The following is an 18,458-nucleotide window of genomic DNA, read 5'->3' as shown; positions in this document are numbered from 1 at the left end:
ATTTTTTTCTATGAGCGGTTTGTTGTTGTCTATCAGCGGTTTCGTGTCGACTATCGGCGTTTTTTTGTCGTCTATCGGCGGTCTTGTCGTCTATGTGCAGTTCTCTATATTTCCGTATTTTATTAAGAAAAACCCCTAGATTTCAAGTCGACTTCTAAGTGCTTTTACATAATTTCGGCTAACGGATAGCATTTCATTACGTCCTACTATTTCTACTTCATATGCTCCGTTAAACCAAGGTGTTAAACGGGCGATGTAGGTTAAGTTTACGAGAAAACTTTTGTGGATTCGAAAAAAGGAGAATGGGATCAAACGACTTTCTAACTCCTTTAAAGATGTTCGCACCTCATAACTTTGTGAAGTGGTAATGATTTTTGATACTTTTTCATCTCGATAAATATAAATAATATCTTTCGGCTCTAAATAAAAGATTTCTCCATCTACTTCAACCGCTAGCTTGCCAAGCGGTTTAGCGAATTCATGACTACTATCGACAGGATTATCAAGTAATTTCACGATTCGCTGAATGGTCTGTTTCAATTGATCTTCATCATACGGTTTTAACAAATAATCAGTTGCTTCATATCGAAATGCTTCGACAGCAAACTGTGGATAAGCTGTTGCAAAGACAATTAGCGGCCTTTTCTTCAACTCCATTAAGGCCTTCGCTACCTCCATACCATTCATCTTTGGCATTTCCACATCGAGGAAAATCACATCGGGTTGATGGTATAACGCCTTGACGATGGCATCTTCACCGGAATCAGCTTCTCCTACAATTTGAACGAATGCAAATTCTCCTAATAAATGCTTGAGCTCATCCCGGCTATAGTGTTCATCATCTACTACCAAAACACGAATCAGGTTATCCATGATTTCCCCCCCTTTACCCCATAATAAAAGATACTCTCGTACCTTCATTTTGCTTGCTTTCAAACTGAAGAGCACTTGTCACACCAAACATCATCGTTAATCGTCTATTTACATTATAAAGTCCAATTCCCGTGCCACTCTCGGAAACTGCACGCTCCTTACATAGCTGCGATATTCGTTCTGAACTCATGCCTTGTCCATTATCTTCTACACTGACAATCGTCAACGATTCGTGTTTTTGTATGCTAATTTTAATTAAACAGTTCTCGCTCTTATCTTTAATGCCATGTTTAACTGCATTTTCAACAATTGGTTGCAAAGTGAGAGGTGGAATATTTTCTAACAGCACTTTTTCATCAATCGTGTATTCCACAATTAATTTATTAAAAAATCGTGCTTCTTCAATCTCTAAATAAGCTTTTACATGTTTTAACTCTTGTTCAAGAGTAGTCATGGTCTCCGTTGTAACATTGAGATTTTGACGTAAAAAGTGAGACAGCGAGATGAGTAGCTTCCGTGCTTTTACCGGTTCAATTCTGACGAGAGAGACAATTGTATTTAGTGTATTGAACAAAAAGTGGGGACTAATTTGGGCTTGTAATGCTTTAATTTCCGCTTCTTTAGCGAGTTGATATGCCTTATCTGCCTCTGCAATTTCTAATTGTGTACTTAACAACATACTAAGCCCTGAAATGAGTTCTAATGTGACGTTCGTAATCTTCTTCTCTGAAGGAAAATAAAACTTCAATGTGCCAATCGTTTTACCACGCTGTTTTAATGGTGCAATAACAGCGACGCCAAGGGGACAATTTTTATGGACACAATGAATGGATCGATCAAGGGAAATAATGAGTTCCCCTTGTTCTATGACTTTTCTGGTTAAATCGGTTTGTATCGGTAAATTTGCCTGATGATGATCGTTCCCAATTCCTATATGAGCCAATATGTCTGTGCGATTGGTCATAGCCACTGCGCTTGATTCAATTTCTTTATGTAAAATACGGCATACAATTTCAGCTGATACAACGTCCATACCCTTTCTCAAATGAACAAGAGTCTGACCCGCAATTCTCAACGTTTTCTGAGCTTGAAATGCACCCGCTTTTTCTTCTTCATTAAATACACTTTTCGTAATCAACAAGAACAACGCAGATCCGACCCCATTAGCCAAAATCATAGGAATTCCAATAACCTCTACCAGTGTCAGCGCTTGATCGAATGGTTTAGCCAATAATAAAATGATGATCATCTGAATCGTCTCAGCTAAAGCACCAACAAAAAATGCATAACTTACTTTGTTTTTTATATTCTTTTTATGAAATGCACCCGCTAATACCCCTGCAATAATTGCGGCAAGACCACAAGCAAGTGCCGTGTATCCTCCAAGCGTAAATCGATGAATCCCGGCAATGAGCCCCGCTCCAATTCCCACTTTATAGCCACCAAGTAATCCGGCAATCACCACGCCAATAACACGCGTATTGGCAATCGCTTCATCAGAAGACAACCCTGTCGCTGCAGCCCATTTGTTAAATTCCAACGTATTCATATCGAAGGACACACCTGTATACGTTCCGATAATACCAAAAAACCCAAAAAACAAGATGGCTGCAAATTGTTGCTTACTCCCTAATTTATCCTGATAAATCATCTGGCGGAAAAACCGAAAACGAGTCAACACAAAGGCAATCATCACAATGATCCCCAGACGTTCAAACATCGTTAAGAATAGCTCATTCATATCTGTCTTCCACCTTTCTAGGAAATGAGTTAAGCAACTACATGTTTTAAATAGCTCATTACTTGAGTCAATTTCAAGATTCATAAAACCGGATGTAAATAAGAATATTCTAAAAACAGAGATTCTGTCGATTTCCGTTACGGGCGGACGCTTTCCGCGGGTGGTCCGTGTGCCTCCTGGTTCACTGAAAAACCTATGCTCCTGCGGTTACTCGTCGCAAACGAATTGTTCACAATTCGTTCGCTCTCTGTGGGGTCACACTTGGACACACTTTCCCGCCGGAGTCGCCGCCCTTCACTCCAATCAAATTAGCGGAATTCTTAACACACCCAAAGGAATACACATCAAATATTCGTGCATCATTCATCTAAAGGCATTTATTAAATTGACTCATTTATAAGGAAAAACTATTATTTCAATTGTTTATTTATCGGACGAAGTGTTTTTCTGATTTTACCATTGTCCTATGTGAGAAGCTATGGCAATTGTTGTTTGTCGACAAAACAAATACCCCAATAATCAAATAGATTATTAGGGCGACTGCTCTGATATACACTTAGAATAATTTCAATAAAAAATGTTGAAAACGTGTTCAAGTAACTGTAAATGCAAATATGAACTTTCAAAAATAATACCATCGACCACTTTCATGAATCCCTTTAGATCCCACATCATTGCATACAACAGCGGAAACCAATTATTACCTTACTTGTTTTCTTTCAGTGTTTCAATTAATGTTTCTAAATTTTTATTAATGCTGCTAAGTTGATTATAAATACTACTATACTGATTACCATTCGAAGCATCTCGAATGGCACTTGAAATTTGGAAGCTCCCAAATAATATCGCTAAACTTAACAAGACTATTGCACCCGTTATCGTCAACCCTATTTTTTGCTCATTCAACCAAAACCCCCCCTAGATACATTTATATGACTTTCTATATTATACCAATTTATCACAATAATATAATCGAGTAACCAAATAACAAACAAACAAAAATCCAGTAGCATGAACAGCTACTGGATTACACAAAATCTAATCTATTGTTAAAAATGGGGTTTTATCTTCTTAATCCATATACCGAGATGTTCTCACTTCACGTCGCTCATCATTTTCAATCTTAGCGGAGATAAGCCCTAATGCTGCGCCTAAAATTGCTCCCCCTAGTACTTCAATCGGTTGGTGGCCAAGAAGTTCTTTTAATTCTTTCTCATTCTGTACATATTCCCAGCTTGGGAAATCTCCGGACATTGCTACAATACTTTCTTCTAAATTATTAACAAGCTGTGCAATCTCGCCTGTATGGCGTCGTATTCCTTGTGCATCATACATGACAATTACACCAAAAACAGCTGCTAATGCTGTTTCTGTATGACGTGTTCCTTTATTTGCTGCTACGTATGTTGCCAGTGCCGTTACACCAGCCGAATGGGAGCTTGGCATCCCACCCGTTGTGAACGCCTGCTTCCAATCCCATTTGCCTGTTAACTTTTTATGAGTCAATATTTTCAAGCCTTGCGCAATGCCAATGGCCGAAAATGCTGTTACCATACCACGATTCATCGTCTTCATCTACTTCGCCCTCCACTCAACTAATCGATCAACATCCTATGCCAACCATACTACTACCTTTTCAATACCCTAACTTATATCCTTTTATGCGGGATTTAACTAAAAATAATCAAAATTGCACACTAGATTTATCTAGTGTCAGACACATCTTCTCCTTTTATACTCCCTCGTTTCCCTCAACCTGCTAAAAGGGAATAAAGAATATAATCTTCAAATTAAAAAAGAAGCAACTGAAGTTACAATTTCAGTCGCTTCCAAGTTTCTATTTATTATATCGCAGCACTTAATATGTTGAACCATCCATCAATTGCAAAGAGTTAAAAATCCATACTCTTTAGTGTCATTTTAACTGAGTTTTAATCGCCTGTTTTAACGAGCCAAACGTTGGAGTTTCTTTAAAATCAATTCCAAGTTGAACAGCAGTTTGTGCTAATTCTGGACGAATGCCAGTAAGCGTCGCGGCAATTCCTATTAAACGTAAAGAAGCAATGACGTTAAAAATTTGATTTGCCACCTTCTTATCAATTACCGGTACACCTGATAAATCAATGATTAACGATTGAAGCCCTAACTCAACACTTTGCTTTAATGTACTTTCCAAAATACAGTTTGCTCGAAGCGTATCGATATCTCCAATCAATGGAAGTACCCCAATGTGATCTGAAAGTGGAATAATCGGTGCACTCAACTCCCTGATGACTGCTTGTTGAGAAACTAAACGATTCTTTACAACATTCATATAAACGATTGAAAAACTCTCGAAAATAAAATCAAACGTCATGTTAATGTTCTTTTCCCATTGAAACCATTGTTTTAAGTTCACATCAATAGGAGAAGTTTCCGTAAACAATTGGATATACTCCCAGTACACTCGCCGGAAATTTCTAAGTTGCCCTGCAACGTCACTTAAGGATGTGTCGGAATTAGCGCGGTCCGGAGCAGTCTGATTCGTCCATTCGATCACACTCTTCCGCATTTCTTCTTCAGATTGCAAAAGTGAATCCGCAATCACCCTTACATACGTCATATTTTGTTTTTTAATTCTTTCAGCAATATCAGGTGATGCATCCAATGAATAATGAGATCCTGCTTTCTTAAATCTTAAGTCCATCCAGCTATCAGTAATGACACTTGAATTCGTTATTAAAAAATCATATAAAGCCCGCGTATTCTCTTTCATTCAGTCACCAGTTCTCTCTTAATTTCATTGCTATTTTACTGAAATTATAACATATAATTTTACAATTCCGTATATTCATATGTGAAATTTAAAAGCTTTTTTCAAAACAAAAAGACTCCCTTTTGGAAGTCCTTTCGACGATTAAACTTATTCGTACACGAAGTTCAGTACCCAAATAAATGTACCATCCATTTGTTGTGCCACTCCAATGCCAAGTTCCTTCTGAGTAGCTTCAAAAGCATTAGGTATATTCATGAATTTTGTGGAAACAGACTTCATGACAGACTCTACTGATCCACCCGCATATCTTTCTCTATACTCCACATTCAACTTCTCACCATACATGACTTCATAGAAATTCGTTTGCATAACATAATCTTCATGAGGGTATCGTGCTGAAGCTCTCGCTTTTAGTCCAGCCATTTCTTGAAATCGTTCGCTTAACTTAAGTGGCTGTAAACCTTTTTCTGTACGGACACTATTGATTTTACCGAATAGTTCTTCTTCCATTCCGTCCAATTCCTGAGCAGTAAGCCAATTAACGTCCACTCTTAGAAGGGTATCTTCATCATAATGAACAAATTCCATCCCTCTTTGATTGAACTCATTACTCAAAGTTTGAGCCAACATAGCGGCAAATTCTTGTCGAATAATAGATGCATATGGTTTAAACGTGCCATCTCCATAGCCATATGCGATTCCACCTTGTACAATCGCATTAATGGCAGGTTTTGATGACATGTTGGTAGATACATCTTTAAATCCAACATTAAAGCGATCAAGCGGTATGTCGTATGCACCAACTAAAATGATAGCCATTTCAGAACGAGACAACGACCCTTTTGGATCAAAATAGCGAGTTCCATCCGCAGCAACCTTGCCTTGGATAATGCCATGTTTAACTGCATGCGCTACTTCTGTATAAAATCCGTCACCACGTTTAAAATCTGTAAATCCAGGATCCGGAGCACCATCCATACGAATACCTAGTTCTCTGACAATCATCGTAACGGCTGCTCCTCTTGTGACAGGATCATTAACCCCGAAAGTTCCATTGCTATAACCCTTCGTTATATTCCGAGATACTAAATACTCAATCTCCGAATAACGCGGTCCCACATCAGAAAAGCTACCAGCTGCTTCTGTAGACAACGGGAAAACCAACAACAAAGAAAAAGCAGCCAAAGCAATCTTTCTATTCCATTTCATCTAATACAAACCTCCATTATAATTGTTTTTGAAGTCATACAAATGGGGATTACTAGCAGTTCCTGTAAATTAAAATCCAATTACACCTAATGCTTCCATATTAACTATAGATCAATAAACACTTTTAGTATCAATTTTCAGAATATTTAAAATTATATACCTATTTTTTAATTTTCGGAATGGTGATTTTACCCGCAAAAAAAAGAAGCTGAATATGCAAGTTCAGCAACTCTTATTACCCTTATGTTTAATCACATCTAATGAAATATTATATTTAGCAACTTATAAGCAGAAACCAAATGCCTCATACCCAAATTACATGAAAAGAAGTGCAAACTATTTTCAAAACAAAAGAACTCCCTTTTTGGAAGTCCTTTTGATAATCAAACTTATTCATAAACGAAGTTCAGTACCCAAATAAATGTTCCATCCATTTGTTGTGCCACTCCAATGCCAAGTTCTTTCTGAGCAGCTTCAAAGGCATAGGGTACATTCATAGATTTTGTGGAGACATCCCTAAACGCAGACTCTACTGATCCACTTGAATATCTTTGTTTATACTCCACAGTCAACTTTTCACCATACATGACTTCATAGAAATCCGTTTGCATAACATACTCTTCAAATGGATATCGGGCTGAGGCTCTCGCTTTTAGTCCAGCCATTTCTTGAAAACGTTCGTTTAACTTAAGTGGCTGAAACCCTTTATTTTTTCGCACACCATTGATGATATCGAAAAGTTCTTTTTCCATTCCATCCAATTCCTGTGCAGTCAGCCAATTAACGTCCACTCTTTGAAGAGTATCCTCATCATAATGAACAAATTCCATTCCCATTGGATTGAAGTCATTGCTCAAAGTTCTAGACAACATGGCTGCGAATTCTTGACGAGTAATTGAGGCATACGGTCTAAACGTTCCATCTTCATAGCCAAATGTCACTCCACCATTTGCCACTGCATTAATTGCTGGTTTTGATGACATTGTGGATGATACATCCTTAAAGCCAACATCAAAACGATCAAGCGGAATGTCATATGCACCTGCTAAAATGATAGCCATTTCAGAACGAGACAACGACCCTTTTGGATCAAAATAGCGAGATCCATCCTCAGCAACCTTTCCTTGAATAATGCCATGCTTAACGGCATGAGCTACTTGTGTATAAAATCCGTCACCACTTTTAAAATCTGTAAATCCAGGATTTGGTGCACCGTCAATAGGAATACCAAGTTCTCTGACAATCATCGTTACAGCTTCTCCTCTTGTGACAGGCTTATTAACTCCGAAAGTCCCATTACTGTAACCCTTCGTAATATTCCGAGAGGTTAAATACTCAATTTCTTCCTCAAAACGCGGTCCCACGTCAGAAAAGCTACCAGCTGCTTCCGCAGACAAAGGTAAAACTAATGACAAAGACAAGGCAGACAAAGCTATCATTCTTTTCCATTTCATCAACTACAAAACCTCCATTAATTTTTTGAAAGCAAACCGAATGGGGATTACTTATCGTTCCTGTTAATTAAATTCCAAATTCGCCTAATGCTTCCATATTAACTATAAAGCAATAGAGCCATAATGTATCAATTGCCAGATTATTAGAACCTTTATACCTATTACCCAGAAATTATAAACTGGACATTTTACCCACAAAAAAAGAAGCTGAACATGAAATTTCAGCAACTCTTAATAACCTTATGTTTTATCATCTATAAGTAGTACCCAAATGCTTCGTACCCAAAATACACGGAAAGAAGTGATAATGCGGTCAACACTACATGCTCCACAGTTCCACCAGTTCTTGTCGTAATAGGAAAACGTACTCTAATCGTCAATGGAAACAATAATTTAATGCCATTTTTAGTTGCCATATCTAAAACCAAATGGCTACCCATTCCCACTAAGATTCCTGCTATTACCGCTTCATTTGTTACAAATGAATCCATAAAAACTGCAATTAACACTAAAAACAACAAACTATGTGTAAATGAACGGTGTCCGAAAATCTTATTAATCACTTTCGACACCACTGGAAATGCCCGTCCAATTTTACTGCCACCATGGCAAATATCCGGAAGCACCGCGCCAATAACGCCAGCCCCCACTAAAAGTACTGGATCATAACTTGTAACCTGTGCAAACGCAAGACTTGCTGCCAAACCGCCTATGATGTGTGTTTTCCCTGTCATGCCATTCCAAACTCCCTTTTCATTGTTTATCCAGACACAATATGCCCTCTAATACTCTACACCATTTCGGCTAACGACAGAATAGTGCTTTTTGATTGGAGGGATCAAGAGTTAGTTGAAGTGATTCAGCCGATCTACTTGCTTTTAATATCACGTTTGGAACCATCATTACCGCTTTGCTAAGCTTTCTAAGTGTGATATCTTCCTTAATATTCCTTTATTCAACTTTAGAATTAAACACATACCCCATTAAAACTAATCGGCCATAAATAGAAGCGGCTGAAGATACAAATTCAGTCGCTCACTTTCTCCTATTTATTAACTTGCAAAGTAAACTACTCAAAATAATAAAGTAGGATGTAAACTATTTTACATCAACATTCCCAAAAGTTTAATACAATCATATTAGTACCTGCTAATCATTTGTTAATTCATTTAATTCTCTAATATCATTTATAATGTAATACTTACCTTCTTTTATAATATAATCATTATTCTCTAGCCATTTCATATTCTTAGCCACTGTTATACGTGTCGTACCAAGTAGATTTGCCATCTCTTGTTGGGTAAATTGAATTGTTAATCGAACTCTATTATTATCTAAATTTTCTGAATATTTAAGAGAGAGTTGAATTAGAAGGTCACATATTCTAGGGAGGGATTTCATATAGCTCAGTTGGAGTGATTGCATGCACAGTAACCGGTATTTCCTTGTAATTAAATCTAGAGTTTGGAGTATGAATTCCGGTTCTTTTGAAATAAATGAGATGAAATCTTTTCTTGTGATTCTTCTCATAACAACATCAGAAGCACAGATAGCACTTGTTGAGTACTTAGAATCTTGGCTTAGTGAGCATTCGCCGAGTATTCCGTTCTTTCCGATGATCGTTAGTGCTTTTTCTTCACCGTTAGGAGAAACAAGAAAAAGTCTCACTCGCCCTTTTTCAACCATGTAAATATACTCGCCATGATCATTTTGATGGAAGATTGTTTGGTTTTTTTTATAGGTAATAACAGAACCGTAGCTGTTAAGATTTTCCCACTGATACGGAAGATTATCGAACCAAGGATTTAAAATTTCAAGTTCTTTTAAATGTTCGTCCATATCACTAATACCTCATTTCGAAAGGAAGTTTTTAATGAAAAATTATCGTAACGATTTCCCTATTTTAGAACACAAAACGATGCTTTCAAGTTGTTCTCAAAGTGCTATGTCTAAACAAGTCCTTTCATCTTTAGAAGATTATCAAAAGAGTTTGGTAGAATCAGGCATGGACTGGGAGCGTTGGATGGAGATTACAAATTTAGCAAAAGCAAAGTTTGCTGCCTTAATTAACTGCAATCCTTCAGAGGTGGCAATTCTTGGATCTGTCTCAGATTGTATATCATCTATCTTACACGCATTACCCCTTTCTGGTAAAGAGGTGGTTACCACAGAAATGGATTTTCCTTGTATAGGTCAATCCATATTAGCACAGCAGAAAAGACAAAATTTTAATGTCAAGTTCATACCCAGTGAAGATAATATTATACCAATCGATCATTATAAAACATATGTAACCGAAGACACCGCAATTACTTGTATACCACATGTTTCATTTTATAATGGATTCAAACAAGATCTGAAAGCGATTTCAAAAATTGTTCATGCAAAGGGATCTCTGCTTTTCGTTGACGCATATCAATCTGCAGGTAGTGTTTCGATTGATGTAAAAAGAGATAATATTGACATTCTTGTTGCTGGAATGCAAAAATATTTACTCGGTATTCCTGGAATTGCTTTCATGTATGTAAAAAAAGAATTGGCAGAATCGCTTGAACCATCGACCATTGGTTGGTTTGGACAAAAAGATATCTTTAGTTTTCAATTCAGTCGCCTTGAATATGGCGAGAGTGCACAAAGGTTTAACACAGGTACTCCCCCTGTAATTAACGGGTATGTTGCTAATGCCGCTCTTGACTACATTTTATCTATCGGGATGGATACCATCGAGGAAAGACTCATTACTTTATCGAATTTTACAGTCCAAGAAGCATTGAACCGAGGATTACAATTGCATAGCCCAATTTCAATAGAAAACAAAGGCCCATCAACTGCTATTTACTGTGGAAACTCCAGCTTAATGGAACAATTATTACGAGATAAAGGATTCATATTATCAGCTAGGAAAGATGTCATTCGACTAGCACCTCATATTTACAACAACGAAGACGATATCATTAGGGCTCTCGATACTATTAAATTTTTATTACCAAAAACATTGACCTAAATAAAAGCACTGGGAATTTACTCCCAGTGCTTTTATTTAATCTGAAAAATTAGTTTTTGTTGACCAGTTAGAAGTATTTCCTGACCCATTCTAGCTAGCTTTTCAAGATCTTCAGGAATTACTCTGGCAAATAGATTTCCTGGTAGCCATCCCATAGGGAAAAATGTCCTTGCATCCTTGCCATAAAAGATACCTATATCAAATATTTGAGAAGGTACTCCTCCCCAAGCAAATGCGGGTAAGTATGTAAATAATATATCTCCCGGTTGGGGAAAGCATGTTAGATTTTCTTTAATATCTCCGCCCAAGCCACTTTCTTCACAAAACTCTTCTGGAAGTTGAACACTTATTTCTTTCCCTGTATAAATGGCATGTTTTCCAGTGGTTTCATGTCTGTCTTTCGATAATATTTTTTTTATTCCTTCAGTTGTGCCAGGTGCCTGTTGTTCTAATAATTCAGCCTTAACTACAACATTATGATTTGGGAATTCAATTTCAATTATTGTCATTTAATAGCCTCCTTGATTTTATACGATGCTAGGTTCTTTAATTAATTTATTATTTTGGAAGCGGCGGAAATTTAATGATGAAATATTTATTGCTGGCTCAACCCCAACTACTATGGCTGCAACAGCCTCTCCAATTGCTGGAGACATCATAAATCCGTGTCCACTCATACCAACAGCTTGATAGTACCCTTCTATACCATCCACTCCTCCTAGAATTGCCTGATGATCTGGCGTACTGTCATAAGTTCCGTCAATATGGGTTCTGAATTCGACTTGTTCTAGTGGTGGAAAAAGTTCCATACCTACTTCTGCAGCTTTTAATTGAAAATCGAACATTGAGTAGTTAGATTCAAGGTCATTACCAATATAGCTACAATACAAAGTGCCATCTGTTAGTTGCTTCGCGGCAAAACCTTTTTCAAAACTAACTAATAGTGGTTCAAGCAATCGTTCTTCGATTCGATTTGTATAAAGAATACGTCTTGTCTCAAACTCAATGGGTAAGTCCACACCTGCTGTTTCGGCTAATTTTTTAGAACCAAGACCAGCTGCATTTACTACTTTTTTCGACTTAATTAATCCTCGATTTTTACACTTCACCCCTACAATTTTCCCATCAACCATTTCGAAATTCTCCACTTCGTCACTAATAAAAGTAACACCTTTTCGTTTTGCGCTTAATGCAAAACTATTGGCCACGTGATAAGCGTCATCAGCAAAGCCATCCGACTCACAAAAAGATGCGGCAATGAAGCTTTCCTTATTGATACCAGGAACTATATTACTAACCTCATCAGGAGTTAATATTTTAGTCGGAATACCTAAACTGTTTTGTAATTTTACACTTTCCTTATAATTTTCTAATGCTTTTTCAGAATGGAATGTATATAAATAGCCAACTTCTCTAAATTTTATTTCATATTCAGGATTTAAATGATCATTTATCGCACGGAAAAACTTTGTGGACTCCCGTGACATTACACAATTTATTTCAGTTCCCCATTGCTGTCTGATTCCTCCAGGACATATCCCCGTGACGTCAGAGGCAATACCTCCCTTGTCAATGACAAGAACATTATTACAATCATTTTTAGTTAAGAAGTGGGCAATTGAACAACCGATAATACCCGCCCCTATTATAATTACATCATAATTTCCCAATGTCTCCTATCCCTTCTGTATATAAATGACAAGCTGCATAATGATCTTCTTTTAATAGGGTTAAAGGTGGCTCTAATATTTTACATATATCCATAACAAATGGACACCTAGTATTAAAACGACATCCTTCAGGTGGGTCAACTGGACTTGGGATATCTCCCTTAAGTAGAATACGTTCCCGTTTTAAAGTCCGATTTGTCTCTGGTATTGCACTAATTAGTGCTTGTGAATATGGATGTAATGGGGTTTCAAAAAAAGATGCTTTGTTACCTATTTCCACAATTTTCCCTAAGTACATAACAGCAACTCTGTCAGAGATATGTTTAACAACACTTAAGTTATGAGTAATAAATAAATATGTTAATCCATATTTTTCTTGTAAGTCTTGAATCAGATTTAAGACTTGTGCTTGTACGGACACATCTAGAGCTGACACCGGTTCGTCCATGATAATAAGTTTCGGTTCAACTGCAAGTGCTCTAGCTATCCCGATTCTTTGCCTTTGACCGCCGGAAAATTGGTGAGGATATCGGTCAAGATACATAATATTTAGACCTACATCAGTCATAATTTGTTTCACTTTCTCCGTACGTTCTTTCTTCGTCAAATTTGTATGAATTGTCATTGGTTCCTCAATAATCTGTCTAACTTTTAGTCTAGGATTTAATGACGCGTATGGATCTTGGAATACTATTTGCATGTCTTTACGTAATTTCTTTAATTCATTAGATTTCAAACTATAAAGATTTACTCCATCTAAAACTACTTTTCCCTCAGTACCTTCAATCAGACGAAGAACAGCTCTACCGGTCGTCGATTTTCCACAACCAGATTCTCCGACTAGACTAAGCGTCTCACCCTTTTCAATTGAAAAATCAATAAAGTCTACTGCTTTTACAAAGTGTTTTTCACCTCTAAAAAGTTTTGAGTCGTTGATGGAAAACCACTTTTTTAAACCTTCAACTTGGAGTAATGGTCCCATTCTTCCCCCTCCAGTTCTTTGTATCTATTTGTGTACATCCAGCATCTTACACTCTTGTTTTCAACTGGTATTAAATCCGGTTCCTCTTCGACACATATCTTCATTGCATGAGGACATCTAGTTTGGAAACGGCATCCTTTTTTCAGCTCAGTTGGGTGGGGTACTTGCCCTGGTATAGGGTCTAGTCGATTAACATCTTTAAACATGCTTGGAATCGAATTCAATAACCCTATCGAATATGGATGTAATGGATTTTCAAAAAATGCATCTACATCAGCATATTCAACGATTCTACCTAAATACATAACTGCTACTCTGTCTGCTGATTCAGAAACTACTCCAAGATCATGTGTAATAAGTAGTGTAGACATATTAAATTTAGTTTTTAAATTATTCATTAAATCTAGAATTTGAGCTTGTGTAGTCACATCAAGTGCAGTTGTTGGTTCATCAGCAATAAGTAATGCCGGATCACACGCTAAGGACATCGCAATCATTACACGTTGCCTCATACCACCGGATAATTGATGAGGGTATTCATCTATACGCTTTGATGCTAATGGAATACCTACAAGTTCTAGCATTTCAATAGCCTTTTTCCTAGCCTGTTTATTCGATAAATTTCGATGTAAAACTAGAACTTCAACAATCTGATTGCCTACTGTAAACACTGGATTCAAAGATGTCATGGGTTCTTGAAAGATCATTGAAATTTGATTGCCCCGTAATTTTCTCATTTGCTTATCATTGTAATCTAATATATTTTCACCTTTGAAAATAATTTCACCATCAATTATTTTCCCAGGTGGTTGTGGTATAAGTTTAAGTAAGGAGAGTGCAGTTATACTTTTACCACTCCCCGATTCACCCACAATTCCAAGAGTTTCCCCTTGTCTAATTTCGAAGGACACACCATCGACGGCAGGAATCTCTTTCCCATCCGTATAAAAATATGTTTTTAAGTTCCGGACTTCTAAAATATTTTCCATAAAGATTCCCTCCTCATAGGGCCAACCGAATTTTGCGTGGTGTACTTGTTAGTATCTCAACACCTGTTTCAGTGACAGAAATAATATCTTCTATTCTGACTCCTACTCTATTTGGAATATAAATTCCTGGTTCGACTGTAAAGACCATCCCATTCTCAATCTTTCCTTTTCCGTTTTCTATAACTTTCGGATACTCATGAATTTGTAATCCTACGCCATGACCTAAGCCTCTTAGGCTATATTCTTCTATACCAGCTTCCCTGAATATCGATCTCGCAACTTCATCAAGTAAATGGCTTTCAATTCCGGGAGTAACTTCTTCTATGGATGATTCCAATGCTTTTAAAGTTATTTCAAATATATTTGATGAAAAATCATCTACTTGGCCAATTTCTATAGTTCTTGTCATATCAGACATATAACCTTGATATTTAATTCCAAAGTCAATCAACATGTATTCATTCTTATTAAGTTTTCTAGTTGTTGGAACAGCATGTGGAAATGCTGCCCTTTCTCCAAATGCGACAATCGTTCCAAAAGCTGGACCTTCATGCCCTTCTTTGGCCATTAAATACTCTAATTCATTACGAACGTCAATTTCCGACATTCCAATATTAATCATATTTAATAGTTTCGCAAATGCAACATCAGCTTTATTTATAGATTCTTTAATAATTTTAAGTTCATCATCAGATTTTACAGCTCGGATTTTTAATAACTCATCTCCTAATGGAATCCATGAAACATCTGGAATAATTTCCTTAAAAAAGCTAAACTGTGATACCGTCATGTCATCTGATTCAAAACCAATTCGTCCCGCAAATTTATCTGACATTTTATCTGCTAGAAATTGATTCATTGGACCATTAGCTATTTCCACCTTACAAAATGGTGACTGCTCCATAGCTTGCAGCGAATATCGTTGATCAGTCCATAAAAAGTTAGTCAAACCATCAAAAAAGTACATTCCATTACTTCCAGTAAAATCTGTAAAATATCTACGATTTTCATAAGTGTGGATAAACAATCCATCTAATTGAAAATCATTCATTAATTGAATAATTTTTTTCTGTTTAACACTATTCATTGCTAAACCTCCCAGTACATTCAATATACCCTAGTAAACTGGAGCTTTAATTGAATAGGAGAGCCCGAAAGCCCTCCTACTAAACTATTCTACAGACCATTCCTTGGCATTGAATGTTGCTCCACGGAAATCTGGATTGAATCCTTTTACTCGTGTATTCACAACATGTGGTGTGTTTTGTTCATAAAGTGGTATCCAAATTTCATCCTCAGCAAGTTTTTTACCAACTTCCCAAATGTATTCTTGACGTTTGTCTAAATCAAGTTCCTTAGCTTGGTTCTCTAGTAACACATCAACATCGGCATTTGAGTAACCAACAAAGTTATAACCATTTGGAGGTTGATAGTTCGTACCAAAGTAACTGCGGTATTCATCTGGATCTGCTTCAATTCCGAATCCAAGTATATATGCGGAATAATCATCTGCTGTTACGGCCCGCTGAGCACCACCATCATCTTTTGGCAGAAGTTTTGTTACGAGTGTAGGAAAATCAAGAGAACGAATTTCTGCAGTTACACCAATTTGTTCCCACATTTGTTTCAGTAAAACAGCAGACTGTTCACGTTCTTTCGTTCCAGTCGGCACTTCAAACGTAAATATAAAAGGCTTTCCATCTTTTTCATATATTCCTTTTGAGTTCTTTTCATAACCTGCTTCTTTTAAAAGAGATTCAGATTTATCTTTGTCAAATTCATAAACTGGTAAGTCCGGATTATGCGACCAATGGCTTGATGGAAATACATCATCTGCAACAGCACCATATTCTCCAAGAATAGAAGTTACAATGTTTTCTTTGTCTATCGCATGAGCAAGAGCTTTACGAACAAGTGGATCTCCAAAATGATCTGCTTTAGAGTTAAACCCTACGTAATAAACGCTCAATTGGTTCTGAGTAACAAGCTCTGCATAATCTAAACTTGAAACGGATGGTGTTTCAGCAACAGGAACAGTTGTGATGTCAACATCTTTACTAATAAATGATGCAAGCATTGTATTAGCATCACCAAAACGTACAATAACTTTATCTAGAATTGGAGAGCCTTTAAAGTAGTCTGCATTTTTCTCCAGTTCTATATACTGACCAGTTTCCCATTTTGTGAATTTAAAAGGTCCAGTGCCGACTGGTGATCTGTTTGATTCATGTTTTGCCCATTCTCCTGGATTAACTCCGTCCAAAGTATGCTTAGGTAACAAACCGATGAATAAGCCCGATAGGAAAGGTGCAGCAGGATCTTTAGTTGTGAACTTTATAGTTGTTTCATCTACAACTTCAATTCCTGACACACTTTCAGCCTTTCCTGCCTGATACTCAACCGCACCAACGATTGATTCAACACGCCAGAAAGCTCCACCGTCATAATCCGGATGCGCTAAAGCTGTGAAGTTAAATTCAACATCATCTGCTGTGAACGGTTTTCCATCATGCCATTTAACTCCTTCTTTCAACTTAAATGTATAGGTTTTGTTGTCTTCAGAAACTTCCCAACTTTCAGCGAGACTTCCAACCATTTTTAGTTCTTCGTCAGGCATAACTAACGAGTCATAAAGCATGTGCGTGACATTAGTATCAGAGGTGGTAGCATAAACCATTGGATTTAAGTTACCTGGTTCACTGTTAAAAGCGACTGTTAAACTTCCACCACTTTTAGCTTCTGAATCCTTACCTTCTTCACTCTTACTAACAGGATCTGAGTTTGTTGATGTACAAGCAGCAACCAGCAACAAAATTAGCATTAATAGAAACGCCTTTCTAAATGTCTTCATGTAATATCCCCCTAATCATTTTTTGTTTTTGGATCTAATGCATCACGTAGCCCATCACCAACAAAATTTATACATAAAATCGTGATCAAAATAGCGAACCCTGCTGGAATCCAAACCCATGGTTTAAATTGTAAGACCATGATCGATGTTGCTTCATTTAACATATTTCCCCAACTAGGAACAGGTTGCTGAACACCCACTCCAAGGAAACTTAATGCTGATTCTGTTAATATTGCTTCTGCAGTTTGTAGAGTAGCTTGCACGACAATAGGAGCCATAATATTAGGTAAAACATGTCTTACAATAATCAATATATTACTTTGTCCCATCGCTTTAGCAGCTTCTATATATTCCGTTTCACGTACGCGAAGAACTTCCCCCCTTACTAATCGTGTCATTGTCGTCCAACTAACTAGTCCGATGATAATCATGACATTAAAAATACTTGGCTTTAGAATTGTTGCTATTGAAATAGCAAGGAATAATACGGGGAAACAAATGACAATGTCTGTTATTCTCATGATGACCGTGTCTACCCATTTACCGTAATATCCTGCAATCATTCCTAGAATAACTCCTGTTACTGTGGCAATCATTACTGCCACAAAAGCGACACTTAAAGAAACTCTACTTCCATAAATAATTCTACTAAGTAAGTCCCGTCCAAGGCTGTCAGTCCCGAGTAAATACTCAGCGGATGGGCTTGCGTGGACATTGAATGTACCATCTGCTTTTGTTTGGGAGATATATGGATCATAAGGCGCTAGTACCGGCGCCAAAATAGCTGTTAATACGAAAAGCGATAAAACAATAGCCCCAAATAAAGCCAACTTGTTCTTCTTAAATCGAATCCATGCATCGGAATTGAAGAATCCTGATTTAGGTTCCGTCTCTTGTTCCCATATAACCTGTTGGGTCATTTGCTTTCTC

At 37.1% G+C, this 18,458-nt stretch carries 17 protein-coding genes; 1 reads left to right on the top strand and 16 read right to left on the bottom strand.

The window, feature by feature from the left end:
- Positions 1 to 135: 135 nt before the first annotated feature.
- The 9 genes from ACFPYN_RS00475 to ACFPYN_RS00435 form a co-directional block, all read right to left on the bottom strand.
- Complete coding sequence (locus ACFPYN_RS00475; protein WP_377731910.1) at positions 136 to 873, bottom strand: LytR/AlgR family response regulator transcription factor; 738 nt, start codon at positions 871 to 873, stop codon at positions 136 to 138.
- A 13-nt stretch (positions 874 to 886) separates the two neighbouring features.
- Entirely contained in the window at positions 887 to 2,614 is a 1,728-nt protein-coding gene (locus ACFPYN_RS00470) for a LytS/YhcK type 5TM receptor domain-containing protein (RefSeq protein WP_377731909.1), read from the bottom strand.
- 705 nt (positions 2,615 to 3,319) lie between these two features.
- Entirely contained in the window at positions 3,320 to 3,520 is a 201-nt protein-coding gene (locus ACFPYN_RS00465; RefSeq protein WP_377731908.1) for a hypothetical protein, read from the bottom strand.
- Between the two features lie 165 nt (positions 3,521 to 3,685).
- Positions 3,686 to 4,189, bottom strand: a complete 504-nt coding sequence (locus ACFPYN_RS00460) for a divergent PAP2 family protein (RefSeq protein WP_377731907.1) — start codon at positions 4,187 to 4,189, stop codon at positions 3,686 to 3,688.
- A gap of 340 nt (positions 4,190 to 4,529) precedes the next feature.
- On the bottom strand, positions 4,530 to 5,369 hold the full coding sequence (locus tag ACFPYN_RS00455) for an STAS domain-containing protein (RefSeq protein ID WP_377731906.1): 840 nt from the start codon (positions 5,367 to 5,369) through the stop codon (positions 4,530 to 4,532).
- A gap of 147 nt (positions 5,370 to 5,516) precedes the next feature.
- A complete protein-coding gene (locus ACFPYN_RS00450) occupies positions 5,517 to 6,578 on the bottom strand; it encodes a CAP and S-layer homology domain-containing protein (RefSeq protein WP_377731905.1) in 1,062 nt (353 codons plus the stop codon).
- Positions 6,579 to 6,967: 389 nt separating this feature from the next.
- A complete protein-coding gene (locus tag ACFPYN_RS00445; RefSeq protein ID WP_377732620.1) occupies positions 6,968 to 8,032 on the bottom strand; it encodes an S-layer homology domain-containing protein in 1,065 nt (354 codons plus the stop codon).
- A 254-nt stretch (positions 8,033 to 8,286) separates the two neighbouring features.
- Positions 8,287 to 8,766 carry a metal-dependent hydrolase gene (locus ACFPYN_RS00440; protein ID WP_377731904.1) on the bottom strand — a complete coding sequence of 160 codons (480 nt, stop codon included), beginning with the start codon at positions 8,764 to 8,766 and terminating at the stop codon, positions 8,287 to 8,289.
- 415 nt (positions 8,767 to 9,181) lie between these two features.
- Positions 9,182 to 9,871 carry a Crp/Fnr family transcriptional regulator gene (locus ACFPYN_RS00435; protein ID WP_377731903.1) on the bottom strand — a complete coding sequence of 230 codons (690 nt, stop codon included), beginning with the start codon at positions 9,869 to 9,871 and terminating at the stop codon, positions 9,182 to 9,184.
- 34 nt (positions 9,872 to 9,905) lie between these two features.
- Here ACFPYN_RS00435 and ACFPYN_RS00430 point away from each other — a divergent pair, with 34 nt between their 5' ends.
- Complete coding sequence (locus ACFPYN_RS00430) at positions 9,906 to 11,036, top strand: aminotransferase class V-fold PLP-dependent enzyme (RefSeq protein ID WP_377731902.1); 1,131 nt, start codon at positions 9,906 to 9,908, stop codon at positions 11,034 to 11,036.
- Positions 11,037 to 11,068: 32 nt separating this feature from the next.
- Here ACFPYN_RS00430 and ACFPYN_RS00425 read toward each other — a convergent pair whose 3' ends face one another.
- The 7 genes from ACFPYN_RS00425 to opp4C form a co-directional block, all read right to left on the bottom strand.
- Positions 11,069 to 11,545, bottom strand: coding sequence for a DUF3830 family protein (locus ACFPYN_RS00425; protein ID WP_377731901.1), 477 nt, complete (start codon positions 11,543 to 11,545; stop codon positions 11,069 to 11,071).
- An 18-nt stretch (positions 11,546 to 11,563) separates the two neighbouring features.
- On the bottom strand, positions 11,564 to 12,706 hold the full coding sequence (locus tag ACFPYN_RS00420; protein ID WP_377731900.1) for an NAD(P)/FAD-dependent oxidoreductase: 1,143 nt from the start codon (positions 12,704 to 12,706) through the stop codon (positions 11,564 to 11,566).
- Complete coding sequence (locus ACFPYN_RS00415; protein ID WP_377731899.1) at positions 12,693 to 13,688, bottom strand: ABC transporter ATP-binding protein; 996 nt, start codon at positions 13,686 to 13,688, stop codon at positions 12,693 to 12,695. The genes ACFPYN_RS00420 and ACFPYN_RS00415 overlap by 14 nt, the downstream gene beginning before the upstream one ends.
- Positions 13,658 to 14,677 (bottom strand): ABC transporter ATP-binding protein, encoded by a 1,020-nt coding sequence (locus ACFPYN_RS00410; protein WP_377731898.1) that lies wholly within the window; start codon positions 14,675 to 14,677, stop codon positions 13,658 to 13,660. Before ACFPYN_RS00410 ends, ACFPYN_RS00415 begins: the two co-directional genes overlap by 31 nt.
- 13 nt (positions 14,678 to 14,690) lie before the next feature.
- Positions 14,691 to 15,764, bottom strand: coding sequence for a M24 family metallopeptidase (locus ACFPYN_RS00405; RefSeq protein WP_377731897.1), 1,074 nt, complete (start codon positions 15,762 to 15,764; stop codon positions 14,691 to 14,693).
- Between the two features lie 84 nt (positions 15,765 to 15,848).
- Positions 15,849 to 17,528 (bottom strand): ABC transporter substrate-binding protein, encoded by a 1,680-nt coding sequence (locus tag ACFPYN_RS00400; RefSeq protein WP_377731896.1) that lies wholly within the window; start codon positions 17,526 to 17,528, stop codon positions 15,849 to 15,851.
- A gap of 11 nt (positions 17,529 to 17,539) precedes the next feature.
- Positions 17,540 to 18,448: an oligopeptide ABC transporter permease gene (gene opp4C, locus ACFPYN_RS00395; RefSeq protein WP_377731895.1), complete on the bottom strand. Its 909-nt coding sequence runs from the start codon at positions 18,446 to 18,448 to the stop codon at positions 17,540 to 17,542.
- Positions 18,449 to 18,458: the final 10 nt, after the last annotated feature.

It is taken from the genome of Paenisporosarcina macmurdoensis (assembly GCF_042658845.1).
GTDB lineage: Bacteria > Bacillota > Bacilli > Bacillales_A > Planococcaceae > Paenisporosarcina > Paenisporosarcina macmurdoensis.
Note: the sequence above shows the minus strand (reverse complement) of the source record. Positions and strands in the feature narration are given on the sequence as shown.

What these genes read in the sequence shown, in the direction of transcription:
- ACFPYN_RS00475 (WP_377731910.1), bottom strand. Translation starts at nt 873, where the DNA reads ATGGATAACCTGATTCGTGTTTTGGTAGTAGATGATGAACACTATAGC.
- ACFPYN_RS00460 (WP_377731907.1), bottom strand. Translation starts at nt 4,189, where the DNA reads ATGAAGACGATGAATCGTGGTATGGTAACAGCATTTTCGGCCATTGGC.
- ACFPYN_RS00410 (WP_377731898.1), bottom strand. Translation starts at nt 14,677, where the DNA reads ATGGAAAATATTTTAGAAGTCCGGAACTTAAAAACATATTTTTATACG.
- ACFPYN_RS00435 (WP_377731903.1), bottom strand. Translation starts at nt 9,871, where the DNA reads ATGGACGAACATTTAAAAGAACTTGAAATTTTAAATCCTTGGTTCGAT.
- ACFPYN_RS00445 (WP_377732620.1), bottom strand. Translation starts at nt 8,032, where the DNA reads ATGAAATGGAAAAGAATGATAGCTTTGTCTGCCTTGTCTTTGTCATTA.
- ACFPYN_RS00415 (WP_377731899.1), bottom strand. Translation starts at nt 13,688, where the DNA reads ATGGGACCATTACTCCAAGTTGAAGGTTTAAAAAAGTGGTTTTCCATC.
- ACFPYN_RS00430 (WP_377731902.1), top strand. Translation starts at nt 9,906, where the DNA reads ATGAAAAATTATCGTAACGATTTCCCTATTTTAGAACACAAAACGATG.
- ACFPYN_RS00470 (WP_377731909.1), bottom strand. Translation starts at nt 2,614, where the DNA reads ATGAATGAGCTATTCTTAACGATGTTTGAACGTCTGGGGATCATTGTG.
- ACFPYN_RS00400 (WP_377731896.1), bottom strand. Translation starts at nt 17,528, where the DNA reads ATGAAGACATTTAGAAAGGCGTTTCTATTAATGCTAATTTTGTTGCTG.
- ACFPYN_RS00405 (WP_377731897.1), bottom strand. Translation starts at nt 15,764, where the DNA reads ATGAATAGTGTTAAACAGAAAAAAATTATTCAATTAATGAATGATTTT.
- ACFPYN_RS00455 (WP_377731906.1), bottom strand. Translation starts at nt 5,369, where the DNA reads ATGAAAGAGAATACGCGGGCTTTATATGATTTTTTAATAACGAATTCA.
- ACFPYN_RS00440 (WP_377731904.1), bottom strand. Translation starts at nt 8,766, where the DNA reads ATGACAGGGAAAACACACATCATAGGCGGTTTGGCAGCAAGTCTTGCG.
- opp4C (WP_377731895.1), bottom strand. Translation starts at nt 18,448, where the DNA reads ATGACCCAACAGGTTATATGGGAACAAGAGACGGAACCTAAATCAGGA.
- ACFPYN_RS00425 (WP_377731901.1), bottom strand. Translation starts at nt 11,545, where the DNA reads ATGACAATAATTGAAATTGAATTCCCAAATCATAATGTTGTAGTTAAG.
- ACFPYN_RS00450 (WP_377731905.1), bottom strand. Translation starts at nt 6,578, where the DNA reads ATGAAATGGAATAGAAAGATTGCTTTGGCTGCTTTTTCTTTGTTGTTG.